Annotated in this window: 20 protein-coding genes; 8 read left to right on the forward strand and 12 right to left on the reverse strand. The window is 40.7% G+C overall.

Annotated features, from left to right (window positions below):
• Nucleotides 1-248: 248 nt before the first annotated feature.
• Nucleotides 249-1,007, reverse strand: a complete 759-nt coding sequence (locus tag V7K98_RS21210) for a phosphatase PAP2 family protein (RefSeq protein ID WP_335025370.1) — start codon at nucleotides 1,005-1,007, stop codon at nucleotides 249-251.
• A gap of 36 nt (nucleotides 1,008-1,043) precedes the next feature.
• Nucleotides 1,044-2,285, reverse strand: a complete 1,242-nt coding sequence (locus tag V7K98_RS21215; RefSeq protein WP_335025372.1) for a hypothetical protein — start codon at nucleotides 2,283-2,285, stop codon at nucleotides 1,044-1,046.
• A gap of 173 nt (nucleotides 2,286-2,458) precedes the next feature.
• Between V7K98_RS21215 and V7K98_RS21220 the strand changes: the two genes are divergently transcribed.
• Nucleotides 2,459-2,713 carry a hypothetical protein gene (locus tag V7K98_RS21220; protein ID WP_335025374.1) on the forward strand — a complete coding sequence of 85 codons (255 nt, stop codon included), beginning with the start codon at nucleotides 2,459-2,461 and terminating at the stop codon, nucleotides 2,711-2,713.
• Between the two features lie 51 nt (nucleotides 2,714-2,764).
• Here V7K98_RS21220 and V7K98_RS21225 read toward each other — a convergent pair whose 3' ends face one another.
• The 4 genes from V7K98_RS21225 to V7K98_RS21240 form a co-directional block, all read right to left on the reverse strand.
• Nucleotides 2,765-3,499, reverse strand: coding sequence for a redoxin family protein (locus tag V7K98_RS21225; protein ID WP_335025376.1), 735 nt, complete (start codon nucleotides 3,497-3,499; stop codon nucleotides 2,765-2,767).
• Nucleotides 3,500-3,576: 77 nt separating this feature from the next.
• Nucleotides 3,577-4,506, reverse strand: a complete 930-nt coding sequence (locus V7K98_RS21230; protein ID WP_335025378.1) for an alpha/beta fold hydrolase — start codon at nucleotides 4,504-4,506, stop codon at nucleotides 3,577-3,579.
• Nucleotides 4,507-4,527: 21 nt separating this feature from the next.
• Complete coding sequence (locus tag V7K98_RS21235) at nucleotides 4,528-5,349, reverse strand: SDR family oxidoreductase (RefSeq protein WP_335025380.1); 822 nt, start codon at nucleotides 5,347-5,349, stop codon at nucleotides 4,528-4,530.
• A 139-nt stretch (nucleotides 5,350-5,488) separates the two neighbouring features.
• A complete protein-coding gene (locus V7K98_RS21240; protein ID WP_335025382.1) occupies nucleotides 5,489-5,974 on the reverse strand; it encodes a glutathione peroxidase in 486 nt (161 codons plus the stop codon).
• A 1,224-nt stretch (nucleotides 5,975-7,198) separates the two neighbouring features.
• On the opposite strand from V7K98_RS21240, the gene V7K98_RS21245 reads away from it, so the two are divergent.
• Nucleotides 7,199-7,654: a DUF2141 domain-containing protein gene (locus V7K98_RS21245; protein WP_335025384.1), complete on the forward strand. Its 456-nt coding sequence runs from the start codon at nucleotides 7,199-7,201 to the stop codon at nucleotides 7,652-7,654.
• 2 nt (nucleotides 7,655-7,656) lie between these two features.
• Here the strand turns inward: V7K98_RS21245 and V7K98_RS21250 are convergent, their stop codons facing one another.
• The 3 genes from V7K98_RS21250 to V7K98_RS21260 all read right to left on the reverse strand — a co-directional run bounded on the left by V7K98_RS21250 (nucleotide 7,657) and on the right by V7K98_RS21260 (nucleotide 12,437).
• Entirely contained in the window at nucleotides 7,657-8,754 is a 1,098-nt protein-coding gene (locus V7K98_RS21250) for a peptidoglycan-binding protein (RefSeq protein ID WP_335025386.1), read from the reverse strand.
• Between the two features lie 221 nt (nucleotides 8,755-8,975).
• Nucleotides 8,976-10,037 carry a DMT family transporter gene (locus V7K98_RS21255; RefSeq protein ID WP_335025389.1) on the reverse strand — a complete coding sequence of 354 codons (1,062 nt, stop codon included), beginning with the start codon at nucleotides 10,035-10,037 and terminating at the stop codon, nucleotides 8,976-8,978.
• A gap of 747 nt (nucleotides 10,038-10,784) precedes the next feature.
• Nucleotides 10,785-12,437: a Ppx/GppA phosphatase family protein gene (locus tag V7K98_RS21260; protein ID WP_335025391.1), complete on the reverse strand. Its 1,653-nt coding sequence runs from the start codon at nucleotides 12,435-12,437 to the stop codon at nucleotides 10,785-10,787.
• Between the two features lie 566 nt (nucleotides 12,438-13,003).
• On the opposite strand from V7K98_RS21260, the gene V7K98_RS21265 reads away from it, so the two are divergent.
• Both V7K98_RS21265 and V7K98_RS21270 read left to right on the forward strand, forming a co-directional pair.
• Nucleotides 13,004-13,882: a 4-hydroxybenzoate solanesyltransferase gene (locus V7K98_RS21265; RefSeq protein ID WP_335025392.1), complete on the forward strand. Its 879-nt coding sequence runs from the start codon at nucleotides 13,004-13,006 to the stop codon at nucleotides 13,880-13,882.
• 150 nt (nucleotides 13,883-14,032) lie between these two features.
• The gene (locus tag V7K98_RS21270) at nucleotides 14,033-14,812 is read left to right on the forward strand and encodes a DsbA family protein (RefSeq protein WP_335025394.1); all 780 of its coding nucleotides are present in this window, start codon (nucleotides 14,033-14,035) and stop codon (nucleotides 14,810-14,812) included.
• A gap of 285 nt (nucleotides 14,813-15,097) precedes the next feature.
• Here V7K98_RS21270 and V7K98_RS21275 read toward each other — a convergent pair whose 3' ends face one another.
• The 3 genes from V7K98_RS21275 to V7K98_RS21285 all read right to left on the reverse strand — a co-directional run bounded on the left by V7K98_RS21275 (nucleotide 15,098) and on the right by V7K98_RS21285 (nucleotide 16,643).
• The gene (locus V7K98_RS21275; RefSeq protein ID WP_335025396.1) at nucleotides 15,098-15,547 is read right to left on the reverse strand and encodes an acyl-CoA thioesterase; all 450 of its coding nucleotides are present in this window, start codon (nucleotides 15,545-15,547) and stop codon (nucleotides 15,098-15,100) included.
• A 114-nt stretch (nucleotides 15,548-15,661) separates the two neighbouring features.
• Nucleotides 15,662-16,051, reverse strand: a complete 390-nt coding sequence (locus tag V7K98_RS21280; RefSeq protein WP_335025398.1) for a tautomerase family protein — start codon at nucleotides 16,049-16,051, stop codon at nucleotides 15,662-15,664.
• A gap of 4 nt (nucleotides 16,052-16,055) precedes the next feature.
• On the reverse strand, nucleotides 16,056-16,643 hold the full coding sequence (locus V7K98_RS21285) for a TetR/AcrR family transcriptional regulator (protein WP_335025400.1): 588 nt from the start codon (nucleotides 16,641-16,643) through the stop codon (nucleotides 16,056-16,058).
• A gap of 625 nt (nucleotides 16,644-17,268) precedes the next feature.
• Between V7K98_RS21285 and fbp the strand changes: the two genes are divergently transcribed.
• The 4 genes from fbp to opcA all read left to right on the forward strand — a co-directional run bounded on the left by fbp (nucleotide 17,269) and on the right by opcA (nucleotide 22,989).
• Nucleotides 17,269-18,318 carry a class 1 fructose-bisphosphatase gene (gene fbp / locus V7K98_RS21290; protein WP_335025401.1) on the forward strand — a complete coding sequence of 350 codons (1,050 nt, stop codon included), beginning with the start codon at nucleotides 17,269-17,271 and terminating at the stop codon, nucleotides 18,316-18,318.
• Between the two features lie 386 nt (nucleotides 18,319-18,704).
• Nucleotides 18,705-19,850 carry a transaldolase gene (gene tal, locus V7K98_RS21295; RefSeq protein WP_335025403.1) on the forward strand — a complete coding sequence of 382 codons (1,146 nt, stop codon included), beginning with the start codon at nucleotides 18,705-18,707 and terminating at the stop codon, nucleotides 19,848-19,850.
• A 156-nt stretch (nucleotides 19,851-20,006) separates the two neighbouring features.
• The gene (zwf, locus tag V7K98_RS21300; protein WP_335025405.1) at nucleotides 20,007-21,536 is read left to right on the forward strand and encodes a glucose-6-phosphate dehydrogenase; all 1,530 of its coding nucleotides are present in this window, start codon (nucleotides 20,007-20,009) and stop codon (nucleotides 21,534-21,536) included.
• Between the two features lie 100 nt (nucleotides 21,537-21,636).
• Entirely contained in the window at nucleotides 21,637-22,989 is a 1,353-nt protein-coding gene (gene opcA / locus V7K98_RS21305) for a glucose-6-phosphate dehydrogenase assembly protein OpcA (RefSeq protein ID WP_335025552.1), read from the forward strand.
• Nucleotides 22,990-23,084 lie beyond the last annotated feature (95 nt).

Consider the following 23,084-nt stretch of genomic DNA (forward strand, 5'->3'; position numbering starts at 1 on the left):
ATGCACAGAATATTATTAAACGAACCGCCAAGTACGCCAAGAGCGCCAAGAATAGAGAGTTACTCATTTAGTGCAGCTTCACATTAAATTGGTATTAGAGTTAAGAGGTTGTTTTAAAAATATTTCATTGTGATTTTAGGCACTCATTAATCCCCCTAATCTGTCTTAAAAACGGGGAAAGTAGAATCAAAGTCCTATGTTTTAAGGGATATTCAGAAGGATATAGAAGTCTTTAAGCAGACACAATATCATTCCTTACTTATCAACTTTCTTTCTTCATAAAGTAAGGTAGTTTCATCCTTGGGGGCTTCGCTATCTACGGATTTGGCTATAGTTATATACGGTTTGATAATTAAACTAAGACCAATTGTCCAACCTAATGCAACCATCCAACCTGCGAGAATGTCGCTAGGAAAATGTACCCCCAAATAGAGACGACACCATGCAATAGCTATGATGTATAAGCAACCCAAGGTGAGAACCAACCAGCGCCAGGAGCTAGCCCAAGTTAAGAATAGCAAAATTGCTACCAAAGTTATACTCGTCATGGCATGAGCGCTGGGAAATGCAAAACTAGACTCAGGTGCAATAGACTGCCACAATTGGGGGCGCACTCGATGCATTAATTCCTTTGCTGTGCGGCTGATGATGATGCTTCCCACTGAGGCGGTGAGTAAATAAGCTAGCGATCGCCAGCGTTTTTGTAGTAGTAATATAATTGCGATCGCACCCAAAATCGGTATCGCCGTCCAAGGTAAACCAATTTTAGCCAGCGTCACTGCTAAAACATCTAACTGTGGGTTGGCTGTAGAATGAACTGCTAACAAAATAGGCACATCCCACGGTAAGCCCGCTTGATTCTCCCATATCTTCACTGTCAGGATTTCAAAGACCTGCAAAGGTAAATATACTCCGATTAACAGCAGTAAGAGCGATCGCCAACGAGCAATCAACAGATTTTTGAGAAAAGAAAGCGGTGACTGACTCTCTTTATTGACTTTTTCCATATCTAAGTTAAAAATACCGATTAACTACTTCACTGATTACAAATTGCTGGAATCTTGAGAAGTTCCGCAATGTTTACAGTACGATAAATGTTTATAAGTAATATTATGACAGTTTTGGCATTCAATGTACTGGTAATAGCCACAGTGCGGACAGTAAGTATCAACCTGTCGAATTTTCTTAGCGCAATTTACACAGCGTGATTTTTGAACTCTGCTAGCTGCTTGGACTTTAGCATTAAAGACAAATTTTTGAAAAAACTGGATAATTCCAAAGCCAATAATTGGAATCAGCAAGATATAAAGATAATTTATCAGGAAAAGCAAGCCACCAAAAAGGTATCTAACAATATCAAACAAAAATTTAAATATTGCACCTATTTGCAGAAATTCAAATATTTTAACAATTAGTGGAATAAAAAATATAACTAGCAAATGCCAGCTAATTAGTGATACAAGTCCATATCCTCTTCTTTGAGCAAATTTATGAACTGATAAGGCAATAATAATCAGAGGCAGCAGAAAGAGTGACTGAAAACCAAGCTGGATACTTGGATACCAAAACGATGCCTGCTGATAACCTTTGTCAACTTCCTTAAATTGATTGTCATCTTTGAGAAAGGCTATCAAACTAATGATTTCAGGTTTGGTAAGCAGTTCATTTTTAAGAAGAGAAATTTCTTGCTTAAGGGTAGAAATTTGGCGATTATTTTGTTCTAATACCTGTTTAGCTTTTTCAGCACCGACTTGATTAATTGATTGTTGACGGCCTTGACCTGCAATTTTTTCTAATAACGTTGAGTCATATTGGGATTTAATAGTACTATTGGCTTGTTCAAGCGTGCTGATTTTAGCTTGTTTTTGATCGATATTTTTAGTTATTTGCTGCTTTTCAGGATTGTTAATTTTATCTTTGTAGTCGGCATATTGCAAGCACGTTTTAGAAACCTTACCCAGATGCCCTACTTCGGCTTGTTGATAGTTTTGCTGAAAACTGAGTCGATTATTCGGGTCGTATGGTAATGAAAGTCTAACAATTTCATAGTCTTTATTTTGAGTGGTTTTCGCCCGATAATTTTGCCACTCTGAATAACATGGATAAGCCTGAGTCGGGCTAATATACCATCTGCTAATATCATCCAGTCCCGTAAAAACATTAATTAAGATAAAAATATCAATTAAAATAATAACAATCAAACTTACTTTATTCAGTGGTTCGTTGTTGATTGTCCTTGATTGATTAAAAAATTGACTCAAAATTCGGCGAATTCTGGCAAACATATTAGATTTTCAATAAATGGAAATTCAATTCGAGTCAATTTTATATGATAAGTAGTGAATACCTGGAAAAAAATATGAAAATATCCAAAATATCACTGATGCTCTACAAGTAAAATTGTTACACAATATAAGTTAACAACTACTTAATCTCAATAGATATGGGATTCCTCGTGGTGCTTATAATCATAGGCTTATCATTTGCCTTCATTAAACTGTGGTCATCTCAACCACGCAGCGAGGTTTCTAAGCCATACTTCAGCGATCCGAAAAACAGAAGACTGCAAAAACGTTTACTTGTTTTACTTAATGGTGATGCGACAACAGCCGAACGACTACTCAAACAGCAGCGCCAGAGGCACCAGGGTGAATCGGAAAAATGGTATTTAGAGAAAGTAATTTATGACTTGGAACGCGATCGCCGTTACTAAACTTCAAAGAATACCTTGTAGGGACGCACATCTATGCGTCCCTAGTGAAAACTATTTAGCAGCTAAGTGGGCTTCTAATGCCTCAGAACCACCAATTAATTTACCATCAATAAATACTTGAGGTACTGTAGTCGCCCCTGTAACTGCTCGTAATGAGCGTGTGGTGACATCCTTACCCAAAGTAATTTCTTCGTAGTCAATGCCATGTTCCTTGAGCATTGCTTTCGCACGCGCACAGAAGGGACAACCAACTTTCGCAAATAGAGAAACTACTTCGGGCTTCGCTGCTTGGGGGTTGATGTATCTGAGCATTGTTTCAGCATCAGACACCTTAAAGGGATCTCCTGGCTCCTCTGGTTCAATAAACATTTGGTTAATTACACCATCTTTCACCAGCATGGAATAACGCCACGATCGCTTACCAAAACCCAAGTCTGATTTATCTACCAGCAGACCCATGCCTTCAGTAAATTCACCATTACCGTCGGGAATAAGTGTAACATTTTCTGCTTCTTGATCCTTCGCCCATTCGTTCATCACAAAGGTATCATTGACAGAAATACAGATAATGTCATCGACACCATTTTCTTTGAAAATCCCAGCTAACTCGTTATAGCCAGGGAGATGAGTCGATGAACAAGTCGGAGTATAAGCACCCGGCAAGGAGAAGACAACCACTGTCTTCCCAGCAAATAATTCATCGGTTGTCACATCTACCCACTGATTATCTTTGCGAGTATGAAAAGTGACATTGGGAACTTTTTGTCCTTGGCGATTGAGGAACATAATTTTGCTTGCCTTTAGTAATCAATTCCAGTCATAACCTAGCATGGGAAGACTGGTATGATGCAACTATCAATTAGTTAAGAAACTTCATTAATGAATGGAGCGATCGCTGCGACAAATTCAGCAGTTGATTCATAAGGTAAAACATTCCGCCCGTTTATTTTTATACCTCGGCATTGAGGCAAACACTCAAGGTAGTCAGCCAAGCATTTATCTGGCGTTTCTTTTTTACTTTTTTGGCTAATGCTTGATGCACTTTCCCCCACAACCGCTAATGTTGGTTGCCTAATAGAAGCAATAGAGCTAGTATAATCATCTCGCCAAAACCCTGCTAAAAAAGAAAACACTGCATGGCGACTAGCAAGATTTTCTGCACCTGCAACCAATGTATTCAACCACTCTGTATCCACAGCGTTCTCAGAAGCAAAGAGTTGGCGAGTTGAGAAAGAACGTAAAAACTTAGGGGTGCGTGCATAACGATAAAAAGGATTCCCAAAAGGCGAATCTAAGACATTCCAAAGGAATTTTTGTTGCCATTCTGGTGGTTTATTTGTCATCAAAGCCCACGGTGGAGGCCCTGAAAGGACAAGTCTGGAGATTAAGTTTGATTCCTTTTGGATTAATGCGATCGCAACTGGTAATAATGCCCCTTGTACTACTACAATCACAGGTTTTTGCACTACTGTTTGTAAAAAGTACTGCAACTGTTCTGCCCAATCACTAGGAGTATAAGCCAGATGAGGCATATCACTCTCGCCACATCCTAGTAAATCAGGGTTATAAATTGAATTATGCTGCCCTGAATTATACCATTCACGACAAAAACGCTGCCAAAATTGCCGTGACAATCCTACACCAATAGGATGAATTAACAGTAAGGGAATACCCTCAGATGTTGTGTTATTTGGTTGATGAACTTCGTAGGCACAACGATAATTCCGCCAAGTGTAAAATTGGCTAGGAGATGCTGTCAGGTTTTGTGTGTTATTTACAGCAGATGGTTGCATAATTCCTAGTTCTAATACTTGCTAAAAAATCATCTGTGGATGAATTAACTGGTATCCAGCCTCTTTCAGTTTTTCATTCGATACCCAAGCATTATATGGGCGAGTACTCTTAATAGAAGTATCCCATATAACTTTGGGTAAATTATGTTTTTCAAATAGGTTATCTAGCAAGTCTCGGCTAGTGAGATGTGCATCATCTACCAGATTGTAAATCCCTTGCAAACGACGGTTACGGGCGAATTCTATCGCTGCAACAATATCATCCAGGTGAATCCAATTTGTGACATCTTCGCCGCCAGGACGAGTTGTAGCAGAATATCTACCAAATATTTTCAACAGTTCCCTACCAGGGCCATAAATTCCTCCTAAGCGGAAGATACAAACGCGGAGATTTTCGCTAGATGCTGATAATAATATATCCTCTGTTTTGCGGAGAATTTGGGCATTTAAATTAGCAGGTGCAAGTGGTGTTTCTTCATCTACCCATACACCATTTCTGTCACCATAGACGGCATAACTACCTGTATATATTAGTTGTTTCACACTTTTACTGTGCTGTAAGCATGAAACTACATTTTGGGCAGTTTGTAGATATGTTTCTTCATAAACTTCCCCACTTTTTGCACCAACACTCAAAAGTACAACATCTTGATCGTGCAAAACTGATTTTAGACTATCTAGGTCATTCCCGCAGGTCACGAAAACTTTTTGAGATACTGATTGTAGTGCAGAGACACGCTCAGAGGAAGTTGTGGTTACACTGACAACAAAATTCATTTTTTGCTGCCAATATTGAGCGACTTGATAACCAACATAACCACAACCAATGATTGCAACGTTCATGACAAATTAAACGCAAATAAATTAAACTACTAGTTGAGACACTATTCTCAATTACGGAACTGGACGTAAATAAATTTAACAGTCCAGAGCTAACATTCAATGGTACAAAAATTTTGACTTACTGACTAATGACGAATGACTATTTTGCTAGTTCTTTTTCAACTATGGCAATTATTTCTGGTGAATTGGGTTGCACACTACTATTAAATCTAGCTATCACTTCACCTTGTTTATTAACTAAAAATTTTTCAAAGTTCCAAGCAACAGTTCCTTTTGGCTCAACAGCTTTGGTAAGTCGCTCATAAAGTGGATGCTGCTGTGAGCCTTTTGCATGGACTTTATCGAATAGTTCAAAGGTAACACCATATTTACTGGTGCAGAACTGTACAATTTCTTCATTGCTTCCTGGTTCCTGCGCTCCAAAATCGTTACAGGGGAATCCCAAAATCCTTAATCCTGCTTCGCCATACTTCTGGTTCAACTTTTCTAACCCGTCGTATTGAGAAGTATAACCGCAGTAGGAAGCCACATTCACAATTAAGAGTACCTTCCCGGTATAGTCGTTTAATTGTTTATCTTCACCGTTGATGGTCTTAACTGCGATATCCGAAATTGTGTTACTCATCTTCAATCTGATTTATAGGGAATATTGCCAAGTTTCCCATATTACAGGTACTCTAAACCCAGTTTGTTGAAGGAAATTAGGTTTGTTAATCTTATTTACCGCTACGGTTCTGTTTAACTCAGGTGAAATGGGAAGTAGTGTACTTCAATTACTTAAAAAGTGCTATCAGCTAGCGATCGCCTATAAGTTTACACTTGTAACTAGATTTACTTCTTCTCTAAATAGCTTAACTAATCTGCTATCTGACAAATCTGCGTTACTTTTAATACATTTTTCGTTGCAAAGATCAATTCTTAATTACAGTCACTAATCAGTTTAAAGGAGAATTACTGAATCTTCAACGTAGTTTTCAATAAAGTAACAAACAATTAACTGTTCGTATAAAAAATTAATAATATTCAGAATTTTCCAATGCTGATATCGGAAAATACTTAGCCAAAAAGGATATACTTACTTTATTTATTGCATTATAAGCTATTTTTCATAAGATAATTAAAACTGTATCGTAAAATACAGTTTTTTGGATATATTCAATAGATGATGATTCAAATTTTATCCGTCTAGGAAGAAATTTACCAAGCGTCAAACAATAAGTAGTCTCATAATTTCTGTGAAAGAAAGTTTATATTTTTCTCCAATCAGAGTTTTTAATATTAGAAAAAGTGTGTTCCTAGGAAAATAAAACCTGACACAGATAATGAGATAATTATTTCCTAAAAGTGTTGATCAAAACCTTATTTGATCAGCCTAATTAAGTTAATTGATGTTGCTAAATTGATTACCAATATCAATTACTACTTTTTCAACAGTAAAAAATAACCATTGAAATTATGTTGATAATCTTAGGGAATTTATATATCCATGCCAAAGACTTTTTTGGCAATATTTAAAGTGAGGTACAGATCATCGTAGGGGCAGAACATGTTGTGCCCCTACCTGTGTACTTCATTTACCTGCAATACGCTGTAAGTAAAGGAAACTTTACTTTTTGAGAAAGCGTCTTAAACCATTACCGAGACAATCACCACCCTAGAAGGCATGGTGAGGATAAGCTGTGGTGCATTTAATTTGCACAGCTAGGGCGGGCAAGATGCCCACCCCACAAGAGATTTATTTTTTTGAGGATGCAAATTAAAGTATTTTCAGCTTATCAACAAATCATGTCACGATGAATCTGTGCGATCGCAATAAAAGTGAAAAATTATTTTATCTGATGAAAATTTTATGGTCAAAGGGTTGAGAGTTGGTATGCTGCTATTGGCAGTTATAGGAAATCTGGCATGGTCATTTAGTGCTAAGGCAAATTTTAACGGCAAACTCACCGTAGAAATTGATGGCTTGAAGAATAAACAAGGACAAGTGTGTGCCAGTATATTTGCTAGCAGTGAAGGGTTTCCTAGCGATCGCGATCGTAGCTTACAAAAGCAGTGTATCAAGATTAATAACACTCCCTTACTCATTACCTTTGATAACTTGAAAGCAGGTAGTTACGCCGTTGCTGTCTTCCACGATCAAAATAATGACAGCACTATCAATAGTAATGGACTTGGTATACCAAAGGAAGGCTTTGGATTTTCTAGGAACCCAGAAATTCGCACAGGAGTGCCTAAATTTAGCGAAGCAGCATTTTTAGTGGCAGGCCCAGACACTAATATCAAAATCCAGTTGAAATATTTTTAGATTTATTCTCGTAAATCGTTATGTGAATCTTCTGGTAAATCTTGTTGTTCTGGCAAGCCACGGATGCGATTCATCTGAGTTAAAGCATATCGTGCAGTTGCTTGCACTTCGGCATCTGGATCGTTTAACGCATGGTGCAACATCTGACTCATTTGACCCATCATGTCATAAACGCGCGTCAAGTCACGGATCGCATTCTGCCGTACTTGTGGACTTTCATTTTGCATTGAAATTGCTAAACCCCGATTCATCGGCTTGAGTGTGCGAATGCCAATTTCTGCCAAAGCTGCCAAAATCAAGCTACTTTCTTGAGAATCAGCATCAATCATCAGGTCAACTATAGGCTGAATAGCCCGTGAATCTCCCTGCTGGCCCAAATCCCAAATAGCCTTGCGCCGTTTTGTTGGATCGGGACTGTGTAAGTCTTGGATTAACTCGTCAACAATATTGAGTTTGGCAAGCCGGGAAGTTTTTTCTGTTAACAGCAATTGGGTGGGGGGGGGTGGTGGTGTAGTTATTTGTGGGCTAGTTACAGCCTCTGGTAAGGATGGTTTTATTGGGTGGTTGTCAGCTTCACTCAAAATTTTAGGATTTGATATTTCTGACTTTTGCACCTGTTTGACCTCACGAAACCACCTCAGCAGGTAAATAAGTGCGCCAATACTTCCCAAAACTGCGATCGTAAATATTAACCACGAGATAAAACTTCTCTCAGCTGGCTTAGGTGTTGTAGTTACTTTGTCAGTCGAAACAGGAGAGGCAATACTTGGAGAAGTGACAATCTTATTTTTGGCCTCCATTGCTACTTGCAGTCTCTCCATAGTCGCTAGACCGGCAAGACCATCTACTTTTAAACCATTTACTTTCTGGAATTTAGCGACAGCAATTTCCGTACTGGCGTTATACTGTCCATCTATCACGCCACTGTAATATCTCAGTTGCTTTAATTGAGTTTGTAATCTCTGCACATCTGATTTTGGACTACCATATCTCAAAACAGTCGGACTAGCAGTAACTCTCGAACTAGCTTGTGCAAGTTCTAAAATTTTAGGTGCTAGGTTAGGTGTGGCTGTACTTGCGCGATTTGGGTAAAAACCCATGCAAGAAATACAAGTAAATATCAGAATTGAGGAACGGCATAGCCTCATATTGAAAGTTTCAGCCTGAACGTGCTTTTTTGAAGTCTTCGTTACCACAATACCTTCTAGATGACCAAATGTTAACTGTAATTAGGCATTAGGTATTATTTATTCTCCCTCATGTCCCTAAATTAATTACGAATTATGTTATGGCGTAGCCCATTACGGATTACGAATTAGGCTTAAATTTCTGGTTCGGATTCTCTAACTGCTAGGCTGAGAGGATTCAATTTTTGAGTAGATGAATCTAAAATTGGTTGCTGTATATTTGCTATCTCGCCGACAGTAACTGTGTCGTTTTGCGCTCCTAAAGTATCACGCTGGTTAATGAGATAGATGCTGATTAAAGTGAGGAAAACACCCACCCACTGCAAAGGACTGAGGACTTCTGAAAGGAAGAGATTACCAAATAGTAGGGCAAATATGGGTGTGAGGAAGGTGAGGGAACTAAGACTGGTGAGACTGCCACTAGAGGCAAAGTAGAAGAATAACCCGTATGCGATCGCACTGCCAAATACGGTAGCATAACCCAAAGCCACTAAATCAGATGCTCCCAGATTCTCCCACTGCTGAGATTCAACAACTGATGAAACTCCCCATAGTGGCAATCCACCCAAAATCATGTGCCATCCCGTAGCGGTTACAGGGTCAGCATGTCGGCACACAAACCGAATCAACACTGTTCCCACAGCCATTGATAAGGCTGCCAATAACATCAACCACTCGCCGCTAGCAAACAAATCTTGCCAGTTGCCAATTGTAATATTTGCACCTGAGTCGAGAAAATGTAAAATCCACTCATCAGGTAAGCCAATTAAACTAATACCTGTGACTCCCAAAGCTAGCCCCAGCCATCCCCAAAAACCAATGTGTTCTTGAAATAGCCACAATGACAGCAAGGCTACAGCTAAGGGTTGCGAGTCAATCATCACAGACCCTAACCCCGCACTGGTTCTGACTAATCCTTCTGCCAAAAAGCCTTGAAACAGCGTCCCATCTATTAGAGCAAATAAGCTAATCCACAGCCATGCAGCCCAGCCCTTGGGCTGGGGTTTACCCATGAATGCTGTGGCAATCAGAATTAACATCCCTGCTGGTATCAAACGCACACCTGCCATGAATAGCGGTGTGGTGTGGGGTATTACTCCTTTCATAGCTACCATTGCCGTCCCCCATAGGAAAAAGGGGGCAATTAACAAAAGGGGGGCGAAGGGAAATCGAGATGCACTGAGTTTCAGTTGCATGGGTTTGCTGATGCCTTTGTTTAACAAGCACAAAAATCGCTTTACCCAATTTTACCGAAAGTATGTAGTTTTGCGTAGGCATCGCCCGTCGTAGACATCGCCTCTGGCGGGTGCTTTGCACCATCGCGTAGCGTCTCAAAGAGAAGGAAGGAAAGAATACTCAGGTATAGCTGAGGTTACAAGATGCTGAATATTTTTTTATGGGACAGATAGTTTTAAACTTTCGAGTAGTTCAATGCAGAAAAACAAGCAGTCTCACCTGCTCTATTTAAATTTTATTAGATTATCAAATAATATAAAAATACCTAAGTTTTCCCGGCTTAGGTATTGAATAGCAACATAACCTATGTTAAATAGATTGTTAACTATATTCTAGTTACTAATTTTTATTTTTAAATGCGTCTTAGGACACTTTATAAATTGCTCCTTAAGTAGGATGCCAAAATTATATCTAGGGTTTATTTTAATTTTGAAAGCATCTTGAGCAAAACAGAATTCATTCTGAATTCCATTAGACTGGCCGATCGCAAGCTAAACGCAGTGTCTAGTAGAGAGCGTCTTGATTTTGAGCGGAGGCGGAGCGTTTCTAGCTCGGCTTCTGAATTCTTGTTTAACTGCAAAATCTCTTTTTGTTAGGACTTACGCAAAACTACACGCGGCCCCTACAGGAAAATCAAGGTTTGGGCTATTTCTTGCGTAAGTCCTATTTGTAACAGATACGTTACACCACGTTAACGCACCTACTTTCTAAAACGAGTTAGCAAGGCTAGATTTTTCTAAATTCGCTACTAATTTCACTCCAAATTCTTCCTCAAAGACTCCTTTTTTATAATCTAAACTCCAAAGTTCTAAAGCACAGTCATCATCAGCTTGAGATGGAAAAATTAGCAGGTTTACTTGCCGTAACTGTTGATAATACTCACATTTGACTTGGGCGATCGCACCAATTTGTCGTCTATCTAATGCGACTGCTAATCTTAGAATTGCACTCAAGTGACTAACCATTTGACACTGTTCTTTAGTCAGCGAACTCTGGTAAATTTCATGTTTTTTCTTGGGTGGCGATTTGCGATGATAACGCGCTAAATTGGCTATGATTTCAATCTCGGTTTCTGTATAACCGAGTAATTCACCATTGCGAATTAGATAGTAAGAGTGTTTGTGGTGAGACGAATGGCTGACGTAATGACCGCAATTATGTAATATTGCAGCTGCCCACAACAGTTGTCGCTCGTCAGATCCCCAATGGTGTAATGTACCTTGAGTTTGGTCGAATAAACTCTCGGCAAATTTGGCGACGCGATCGCTATATTCTAAGTTAACGTGGTATTTATTAGCGATTTTTAAAACATTGCGTTCCCTAACTGAACTTTGGTAGCGCAGTTTATCTTCAATTAAACCGTGGGCTAACATCCAGTCTACGATTACACCTTCCCTCAAAGAACGCTCACAAACAACGAGCGATTCGCTGCCTAAACGAGTCATCACTTCCTGTAATATTACTGCACCAGCAAGTATCACTTCAGCCCGTTTATCTGGCATTCCAGGAATTGCAGCCCTTTCGGAATTACTCAGTTTCCGCAACCGATTTACCAAGTCTCCCAAGTCTTTAAGACTCAACTCGTAGCCATTGAGAGTAGAGGGGATAACACCTGAATTTTCTCGTGCATGAATCGTCGCTAGGGTTTCAATCGTGCCAGATGTACCCACCAAACGGGGAGATTCCCCAGGTTGTAAATTTGCTAATACCTCATCCACGGAACGTTCTAACATCCCGCGTGTATAGGATTGCAGATACAGAAACTCTGTATTGCTGATGGGATCGGTGGTGATTAACTCGCTAGTCAGTCGGACTGCACCAACTTTGGTACTAGTGAGAGTCCGCGCTTGCTGACTATCGCCCAAAATTAATTCTGTGGAACCACCGCCAATATCAATAATTGTATGCGGTTGGTTGTGAAATTCCATCCCCGACAACACGCCAAGGTAGATTCGTCGCGCTTCTTCTTGACCAGAAATTAAGTTAACGCTTAAACCCAATTCCTTTTCTACTGTGTGCAAAAAATCTTTCCCGTTAGGGGCTTCGCGCACAGCACTAGTTGCCACAGCAATGATTGTTTCAGCGTTGATGGTTTTGGCAACTTCTTGGAAACGTCCTAAAGCAGCGATCGCATTTTTAACGATCTCTGGTTTGAGTTCTCCAGTGGTAAGATTGCGATCGCCAAGTCTGACGGTTTCTTTTTCTCTGGCGATAATACTAAAAGCTGGTAGTGTGGGGTCAATTTTAACTACTACCATGTGTAGAGAATTTGTTCCCAGGTCAATAGCAGCAATAATCCGATGTTGCTTAGGTGGTTGAGTTGAAAAACTCTCCCAGCTAGCCTCTACTAAATTCTGCATCTAGTTTTCTCTCTTTATAAGAAATGATGGCAAACGGTGGTACGTCGGGGTAGCTGGCACTGATAATTTTTGCAACACACTTAAGTAAGTGGGTCAAATTAAATATAAAATCTCATCCTGCCTCCGGCTTCCCTCTCCGATACTTTGGAGAGGGATTGAGGGTGAGGTTTGATCTTATATTTAATTACGCCTACCTACTTACTCAAACTGAGCTAAGTATATTCACCCTAATCCTTCTAACGCTAGTGACTATTTAAAGATATTTAAAGTTGCCACTCTATCTGTATGTTTTTACAAATAACAAATAACGTTATTCTATAGATGTAAAGATGTGTGAATAAAGAATTGGGAATGGGGAATTGGGAATGAGAGCAAAGAAAGAAATAAGTACTTACGCATTCAGAATCCCCAACACCCTCATAAAAAGGGGCTTTATTAATTTTCACCCTTTTCAAGGCTTCTTCTGACGGATCTAGGTTTCAGACTTCGGTGCATAAATCCCCAATCCCCAATTCCCAATCCCCAATCCCCAATTCCCAATCCCCAATCCCCAATCCCCAATTTCTATGTTAAGGATGCCAGAACGCCCCCAATCCCCAGCTTGGCTAATTATCCGGCTTTTACGCTGGCATAAACCAGAAGGACGGTTGATTTTAATGATTCCTGCGCTTTGGGCTGTGTTTTTAGCAGCTTCTGGGAAACCGCCTTTACCTCTGGTTGGTGTGATTATATTGGGGACTCTGGCCACGAGTGCGGCGGGTTGTGTTGTTAATGATTTGTGGGATCGGGACATCGATCCAGAAGTGGAGAGAACACGCTCACGCCCCCTCGCTTCTCGCGCCTTGTCTGTGAAAGTTGGGATTGTAGTTGCGATCGTATCACTAGCATGTGCAGCCATCCTGGCATTTTACCTTAATCCCTTGAGTTTCTGGTTATGTGTCGCAGCAGTGCCCGTAATTCTGCTTTATCCAGGCGCAAAGCGAGTTTTTCCTGTACCGCAACTAGTACTTTCCATCGCTTGGGGTTTTGGCGTGTTAATTAGCTGGAGTGCAGTTACCCAAACCATCTCACAACCAACTTGGTTACTTTGGGGCGCGACTGTGCTGTGGACACTGGGATTTGATACAGTTTATGCTATGAGCGACAAAGAAGACGATCGCCGCATCGGGATTAATTCAAGCGCCCTATTTTTTGGGAATTATGCCCCTGTAGCTATTGGAATCTTCTTTGCTGGCACAATCTTGTTATTGGCTTGGTTAGGTGTACTCATACATCTGCACTTAGCCTTCTGGATTAGCCTTGCATTTGCTACTATTGGATGGGTTTGGCAGTCTCTGCGATTAAGACGGCGAGACTTACCTAATCATGTTTATGGTGAAATGTTCCGGCAAAACGTGTGGATTGGTTTTATTCTACTTGCTGGCATGATTGCTGGATCTTTTTAGGAGACAACTCTATTTGATGCGTGAGTCCTGCATTTACCTCATTTACTTGCAAAGTGCTGTAATTAAAAAGATAATTTCCATAGCTTTAACTATGAGATTTTTAATTGAAGCACCTGTACATCTATAAAGTTAGACAAAAAATAAATATTTATGAGTTTTTCTATGGGTACATTCTTTGATTCCTTTAGTCTATTAATTGAGTATGCGCGTACTTGGCTAGTAATAAGTCTAATATCTTTAGTTGTTACTTGGTCATTTCCTGCACAAGCTGCTAGCCGGATTGATCCGCAATTAGAGCAGCAAGTATTACAAATTATCCGCGAACATCCAGAGGCAATTATTGAATCTGTTCAAGCTTATCAGCAGCTACAACAACAGGAACTCAAGCAAGCACAGCAAGCATTTATACAGGATTTAAAGACAAATCTTCAAACAGTGATTGGTGAGTCTCCCACTACAGGTTCAACTAAATCAAAAACTGTGCTAATAGAATTTTCCGATTTTCAATGCCCCTACTGTGCTGAAGCGCATAAAACATTGAAAGAATTATTAGTAAAGTATCCAGATAAACTAAGATTAGTTTACAAGAATTTACCCCTTGTTTCAATTCATGCTGAAGCATTACCATCTGCGACAGCAGCTTGGGCAGCATATCAACAGGGCAAATTTTGGGAATATCATGATGCACTATTTACTAATCAAAAGCAACTAGGTCAGGCATTATATTTAGATATTGCTAAAAAACTTAAACTAGATTTGGGTAAATTTAAACACGATCTTAGTCTTGCTACTCCCGCAATTACAAAAGACATTCAATTAGCAGAAAAGTTGGGTGTTGCCGGCACACCTTTCTTTGTTATTAATAGTCCAGTTTTTTCAGGAGTTGTACAGCTAGCAAATATCGAAAAGATATTGACTGATACTAAGTAAATTAGTAAGTTAAAAATCTTTTAATTTGTATCCTCAAAAAAATGAATATCTTGTGGGGTGGGCATCTTGCCCGCCCTAGTTGTGCAAATTAAATGCGTGACAGCTTATTAATAAATAAAAGCAGCTAGAAGTCCCGGCTACACAGACAAAACACACCTCCGTAGGTTAAAAAGCTTGATTTATCTTGTTACTCTACGAAGGTAAACTTTACTAGGGGACGCTACGCGAACGTTTATTTAGGAGCAAATTATATTCGCCCAATACTTTTAAAACTTCCTCTTAACTTTATAAAAACTCTTTCATATTGCCTTGTTGATTCTCTAAATATTTATTCTTTAATTCTTCTGGAATGGGAATAGGACGACTATTTTGCAAACTCACAAAAGCGCCCTTCTGACTAGCTACTGCTGCCAACTCATTGTTAGATAAAATTTCAGCTTGTACAGTCCACTTCAACCGTCCTACATTACTTAGCCATAAATGTCCAATTACTCGATCAATAATTTTTATCGGGCGTTTATACTCAATTTCAGTTCCAGCTAAAACAGGTGCATATCCTTGCTCAATTTGCTGGTTGAGTTGCCAATGTTCATCTAAAAACTTTAAACGTAAATCTTCTAGCCATCTGATATACACAATATTACTCACAATTCCCATAAAATCAATGTCGTATGTTCTTACAGGAATTTCTAATACTACTTCTAATGGTCTGTGCAAATTGTTATTTACTAGCATTATTCCTCTTTGTTGGATTTTAAAACCGATCGGTCTGTAAAACTATAAAAAATTTTACTCTTTTCAAGTAGGGATAATTATTAATTGCCTAATAATCCATCACCCACAAAAATTTCAAACTTCTACTTTGTAGTTTAAGATTAACTCATCGCCAGGTAAACCTCTAATACCCCAGTTAGATTTGGGCGGTTCAAAAATTGTGATTTCAATATCGTCCACGTAAATATTAAACTTTTTATTAATATTTCTAATAAGCAGGCGAATCAAATCTTTTTTGGTTTCCACCGAGCGTCCATCAAACATGATAATCTCCATAATCAGATAATTGTCTGTTCTATCAGATGGATAGTAAAAATCTGATTTATCCAGTGGGAAAAAACGATGAAATCTTTTTTCAGGAGTAAGCTGTAAAACTTCTATGAGGGAGGTATGGATTATATTAGATAGCTCCGTTTTAATAGGATTTAATTTGTCTGCTAAAGCATATACCTTGATTTGTACCATACATTTAAAGGTTAGTTTCTAAGTATTGATTAAGATGATTAATTACCCTGTGCATGTGAATTGAATCTCCATAGAGCTTACTCATCATTATGGCCCCTTCTAGCGTTGCAATTATGATAGTAGCGATTTCATCAGCACTCACTTCAGAGCGAATTTCACCCTTGTCAATTCCCGTTTCAATAATTCGCCGAATCAGATGCAGCCAAGAATTCATCGCCTGTTGAGTGCGTTCCCGCAACGCCGGATGAGTATCATCGCTTTCCACAGCAGTATTCAGCAGTGGACATCCTCCCTTGATAGGTGGATTTTCTGCGAAGTTACTAAATATCTCAATGATTGCTTGCAGCCGTTCTACTGCGTGGCGCTTGCTTCGTAATGCAAATCTAGTATGCTGTTTGATACGAGCGATCGCAAAATCAAAAGCCTGTAACGCGAGATCATCTTTGCTTTGGAAGTGATTGTAAATTCCTCCTTTCTGCAATCCAGTTACACGCATGATGTCTGACATCGATGAGCCTGCATACCCCTGTTGATTAAACAGTTCGGCTGCTTGGTAGAGAATTCTGCTTTTTGTTTCTTCGCCTTTGGACATTACAGCGATTTATTAGAGTAGGGAATCGTATAGTTTATTAATTGAAAATTGTTGTAAATTAAATATTACCGACCGAAAGGTTTTATTATTTTTGCATGATACATACTTGCAAGTCAAGTAGTTTGCATTACCTAGCTCTAAAGAAAGATCATCTATCGTAGGGGCAATTTATGAATCGGCCCTACGATTATTCAAAGATTATTTTATTTACGCCTAGCTACTAAGACCTGTTTTCTGTATAACTTCAGGGTAGCTTCGGCTGCACATAATAGCGAATGGTTTCGTTACCTTTACTACTTTGTGTAATCGCTTGATTTACAGCAGATTGCAACAGGTGTGAGGTACAGATCATCGTAGGGACACAACATTTTCTGCCCCTACCCGTGTACTTCATTTACCCGCAATACGCTGTAAGTAAATCACTGACTTAATTTTGGTGATATCTCAGACAACTAAGTACGTATCCAGGCTGTGAGTGCAGGAGTCACTGAAAATTCATTTCTTTAGTTTATCTAAAGTCGCATCTAAGTTCTCAAATTACCTTCCTAAGATAGAAGCAGCAACCATAAGTTGCCATACACAACTAAAACCCAATTAACAGCTAGTGGCTGCGGAGAACATCAAAATGGCTAAAACGCCAGAATCCTTAGACTCGTCTATCAATGAAATTACAGACTTAGCTCTAGATCGTGATTGTACAACCTTATCCCGTCACGTCCTCCAGCAACTTCAGAGTTTTTCGCCAGATGCCCAAGATTTAAGTGCGTTGATGAATCGCATCGCCTTGGCAGGTAAACTAGTTGCACGCCGCATGAGTCGCGCTGGTTTAATGGAAGGCGTTCTCGGTTTTACTGGGGAAGTTAATGTCCAAGGAGAATCCGTCAAAAAGATGGATGTCTACGCCAATGATGTGTTCATCTCAGTTTTTAAGCAAAGCGGCTTAGTCTGTCGCCTCGCTTCTGAGGAAATGGAAAATCCTTACTATATTCCCGAAAATTGCCCTATTGGTCGCTATACCTTGCTGTATGACCCAATTGATGGCTCATCCAATACAGATAATAATCTTAGCTTGGGTTCCATTTTTGCCATTCGCCAACAAGAAGGAAATGATAGCGACGGCAAAGCAACCGATCTCCTCACCAATGGCCGGAAGCAACTCGCTGCTGGATACATCCTGTATGGCCCTTGCACAATGCTGGTTTATACTATAGGTAAGGGCGTTCATTCCTTTGTCCTCGATCCCAGCTTAGGAGAGTTTATTCTCACAGAAGAAAATATTCGGATTCCTAACCACGGTTCCGTTTATAGCGTCAATGAGGGTAACTTTTGGCAGTGGGAAGAATCGATTCGAGAATACATCCGCTACGTTCACCGCACAGAAGGCTACAGCGCTCGTTATAGCGGCGCAATGGTGAGCGACATCCACAGAATTTTAGTTCAAGGCGGCGTGTTCCTTTACCCTGGAACAATTCAAAACCCTGAAGGTAAATTGCGCTTGCTTTATGAAACCGCTCCTCTAGCCTTTTTGATTGAACAAGCTGGCGGCCGTGCTACTACAGGATTGGTAAATATCTTGGATGTAGTACCGAAAAAACTGCATCAGCGCACACCTTTAATTATTGGTAGTAAAGAAGATGTCGCAAAGGTGGAGTCTTTTATTCAAAACGGACACTAGTACAACAAGGCAAAAGTAAAAAGGCAAAAGTAAAAAGAAAAAACGCTTATTTTGTCGGGTGTCTAGCGATTTTAAATGAGTGGCTTTTTTGCGCCGTGATGTACTAGAAGATAATTCGTAACTTGTAATTCGTAGTTACTGTTACGTAAGGGTTTTAGAGCTTTGATTTCTGTGGTGCTGTATTCTCATCTGCCATTAATTAAACGTTAATCATGGTGATTTAGGATTAAGGATGCAAAATAGCGCTTTTTGAAGATCAATTAAGGATTATCTCAGCTGGCCGATGCAATAAGTGATTGGCAACGCCACAATTCAAAAGTAAGCATTAATGCGTTTTGCCAACTTCACTTAGAAACATCACTATACAGGAGTGAAATAAACTACCTATGGCTACCAATCATCTACTAGAAATTAAGCAATACGGTCAAAGTATCTGGATGGATAATTTGACTCGTGACATTATTCAATCAGGTGAACTCAAAGACATGGTTGAAAATCAAGGTATATCTGGGATTACTTCTAACCCAGCTATCTTTGAAAAAGCGATCGCAGGTAATGTCATTTATGATGCCGATATAGAAGCCGGAGTTCGCGCTGGCTTACCCATAGACAAAATTTACGAATCGTTAGTTTTTGCAGATATCCGTAACGCTTGTGATATTTTACGCCCAGTTTATGAAGCCTCGAATAGACTAGATGGTTATGTGAGTATTGAAGTACCGCCAACTATCGCCCATGATACAGAAGCAACAATAACCGAAGCTCGGCGCTATTTCCAAGAAATTGGCCGGGAAAATCTGATGATTAAAATTCCCGGTACAGAACCTGGTTTGCCAGCAGTAGAGCAAGTAATAGCCGAGGGGATGAATGTTAATATTACCTTGCTATTTTCTGTAGAAAGCTACATAAACACAGCTTGGGCTTATATTCGGGGCTTAGAAAAACGGCTAGCTGAAGGTAAAGACATCAGTAGAATTGCTTCAGTCGCTAGCTTCTTCCTCAGCCGGATCGATAGCAACATTGACGGCAAAATAGATGCTAAGTTGAAAAAAGGCGTTGATGATATTGCCGTGGAAGCAAAGTTAAGAGCTGTGAAAGGGAAAGTAGCGATCGCTAACGCCAAGGTAGCTTACCAAGAATACAAGAAAATCATTCGGAGTGAGCGTTGGCAAGAGTTGGCAGCAAAAGGAGCCACAGTACAAAGGCTACTTTGGGCTAGTACCAGCACCAAAGACCCCAACTACAACGACGTGATGTATATCGAAGAGTTGGTTGGCCCTGATACCGTTAACACCGTACCACCAGCGACCATTAAAGCTTGTGCCGATCATTGTAACGTTAGCGATCGCTTAGAAACAGATGTAGATAACGCTTACACCCTGATCGAAAACCTCAAAGATCCCGACATCAACATCGATCTCGATGCCGTCATGGATGAACTGTTAGATGAAGGTATTGACAAATTCATCCAGCCCTTCCAGTCCTTGATGAACTCTTTAGAAGACAAGATCAAGGTATTGTCACCAGTGTAGGGAATGGGGAATGGGTAATGGGTAATGGGTAATGGGGAATAGAAGTTAGGAGTTATAAGAATTCTTTCCTCAATTCCCAATTCCCAATTCTCAATTCCCAATTCCCAATTCCCAATTCCCAATTTCAAAATCCAAAACCCAAAATCCAAAATTGTTATGGTTAGTCTGCTAGAAAATCCCTTGCGCGTTGGCCTGCAACAACAAGGGATGGCTGAACCCCAAATTATAGTTATCTTTGGCGCTTCTGGTGATCTCACCTGGCGCAAATTAGTGCCAGCCCTTTACAAATTGCGGCGAGAACGGCGTATTCCTCCAGAAACTACCATTGTTGGTGTAGCCCGACGAGAATGGAGTCATGAATACTTCCGCGAACAAATGCAGAAGGGCATGGAAGAGGCACATCCTGATGTCGATTTAGGCGAACTCTGGCAAGACTTCTCTCAAGGTCTGTTTTACAGTCCTGGGGATATAGACAACCCCGAAGGCTACCAGAAACTGAAAACCTTACTGAGTGAATTAGACGAAAAACGGGGCACGCGAGGCAATCGCATGTTCTACCTCTCCGTTGCCCCTTCATTCTTTCCTGAAGCGATTAAGCAGCTAGGAAGCGGCGGAATGCTAGAAGATCCCAACAAACATCGTCTAGTAATTGAAAAACCCTTTGGTCGGGACTTGGCTTCTGCCCAAAGTCTTAACCAAGTGGTACAGAAATATTGCAAAGAAAATCAAGTATACCGTATTGACCACTACTTGGGTAAAGAAACAGTCCAGAATTTGCTGGTGTTTCGCTTTGCCAATGCAATTTTTGAACCCTTGTGGAATCGTCAATTTGTTGACCACGTACAAATTACCGTAGCAGAAACCGTAGGCGTGGAAGACCGGGCTGGCTACTATGAAAGCGCTGGCGCATTGCGGGATATGTTGCAAAATCACCTCATGCAACTTTACTGCTTAACGGCGATGGAAGCGCCAAACGCAATGGATGCCGACAGTATCCGCACAGAAAAAGTGAAGATACTCCGAGCTACTCGTTTAGCTGATGTTCACAATCTGTCGCGGTCAGCAGTCCGAGGTCAGTACAGTGCTGGCTGGATGAAGGGTCAAGCAGTGCCAGGATATCGGACAGAACCAGGCGTTGACCCCAACTCCACCACACCCACTTATGTAGCGATGAAGTTTTTGGTGGATAACTGGCGCTGGAAAGGTGTTCCTTTCTACTTGCGTACCGGAAAGCGGATGCCGAAAAAAGTCAGTGAGATTGCCATTCACTTCCGCGAAGTTCCATCTCGGATGTTCCAATCTGCCGCCCAACAGGTAAACGCCAATATTTTGACAATGCGGATTCAGCCAAATGAAGGTATTTCCCTGCGTTTTGATGTGAAAATGCCGGGAGCAGAATTCCGCACCCGTTCCGTTGATATGGACTTTAGTTATGGTTCCTTCGGCATCCAAGCAACATCTGATGCCTACGATCGCTTATTCCTTGATTGTATGATGGGCGATCAAACATTGTTCACACGTGCAGACGAAGTAGAGGCAGCTTGGCAGGTAGTAACACCAGCCCTTTCCGTTTGGGATGCACCCGCAGACGCAAATACTATTCCCCAGTACGAAGCCGGTACTTGGGAACCAGAACAAGCAGAACTCCTAATTAACCAGGATGGCCGTCGCTGGCGCAGACTCTAAATATTAGTCATTAGTCATTGGTCATTAGTCACTAGCAAAAACAAATGACGAATGGCAAATGACAAATGACAAACGACAAACGACAAAATCCAAAACTACTATGCCTACGCAAACTTCTACTATTTTTTCACTTCAGGCACCAAAAGATATTTCGCTTAACGAAATAGATGCCGAACTCAATCAAATTTGGCAAAGCTACGGCATTACTGGCGAAAACGGTGGACTTCCCAGTGCTACTAGGGCAACAACGTTTACTTTAGTAGTCTACGAACCAGAAGAAACTCAGTATTTGTTAGCTGCTTTAGGATTTTACAATGGCCCAATTGATGGGATCTTAGGGCCACAAATGGCAGCAGCATTACGGGAAGTGCAAAAGAAAAATGGTCTGCCAGAAACCGGAACAGCAACACCAGAAACTCTGACTGTATTACGAGAAGAATTCGCTAAAGTTCAGCGAGGCGGAGAATATCCTGCTGCTGGTTTAAATAACGGCAGCCCCAGAATTGCTGATGAAATCGCTCTCCGCAACCCCTGCCGAATCATTGCACTATTTCCTATTGCTGGCGAAGATGAAGGAGTCAAGGCTCAAGTTTCTGCCTATTGCCCCATCCAAAAGCAATCTTCAAGCACACTGATTTGCTGCGAATACATTACTCTCAGTGGTACTGCTGCTGCCTTAGAACGCATCGGTGGCATGATTCCAGCATTATTGATTGGCGGCTTGCCAAAGTTTCTTTGGTGGAAGGCAACCCCAGACCCTAACAACGGTCTATTCAAGCGCCTAGCAGCAGTCTGCAATAATGTGATTGTAGATTCTTGCAACTTTAACGAGCCAGAAAGTGATTTACTCCGCCTAGAAGAGTTGGTAGAAGCGGGTGTACCTTTAGCTGATTTGAATTGGCGTCGCCTCGCATCATGGCAGGAATTGACAGCCGAAGCCTATGACTCACCTAATCGTCGCGCCGCCCTCAAAGAAGTTGACCGCGTTACGATTGATTACGAAAAAGGCAATCCCGCCCAAGCTTTGCTGTTTTTAGGTTGGCTGGCAAGTCGCCTACAATGGCAGTCAGTTTCTTATCAAAAGGAAAGCGGCGATTATGATATCACTCGCATCCATTTTATTTCTCAAGATCAGCGACAAGTAGAAGCCGAATTAGCAGGAGTTCCGGTTGCTGATGTGGGCGATATTATTGGTGACTTGATTGCCTTGCGCCTCAGTTCGACAAATCCCCAGGCAGACTGTGGTACAGTTATTTGCTCAGAAACTGGTGGTTGTATGCGGATGGAAACACATGGCGGTGCCCAATCTGCCGGTCTGTTTCAACAGGTGACTTCACTTTCAGAACAAAAGGCGGAAGCATTGCTAAGTCAGCAGGTGCAACGCTGGGGCCGTGAGTCACTGTTTGAAGAAAGTCTAGGAGTGACAGCGAGTATTTTCAAATTGGCGAATTAATTTAGACGTAACCCCCTAACCGACGCGGGTAGGGGGAATTTTTTTAATTATTAAAGTCAAGATGAATGGCTAGGAAAATTTAATTTATAAAAGAG

The organism is Nostoc sp. (genome assembly GCF_036917435.1).
Classification (GTDB): domain Bacteria; phylum Cyanobacteriota; class Cyanobacteriia; order Cyanobacteriales; family Nostocaceae; genus Nostoc.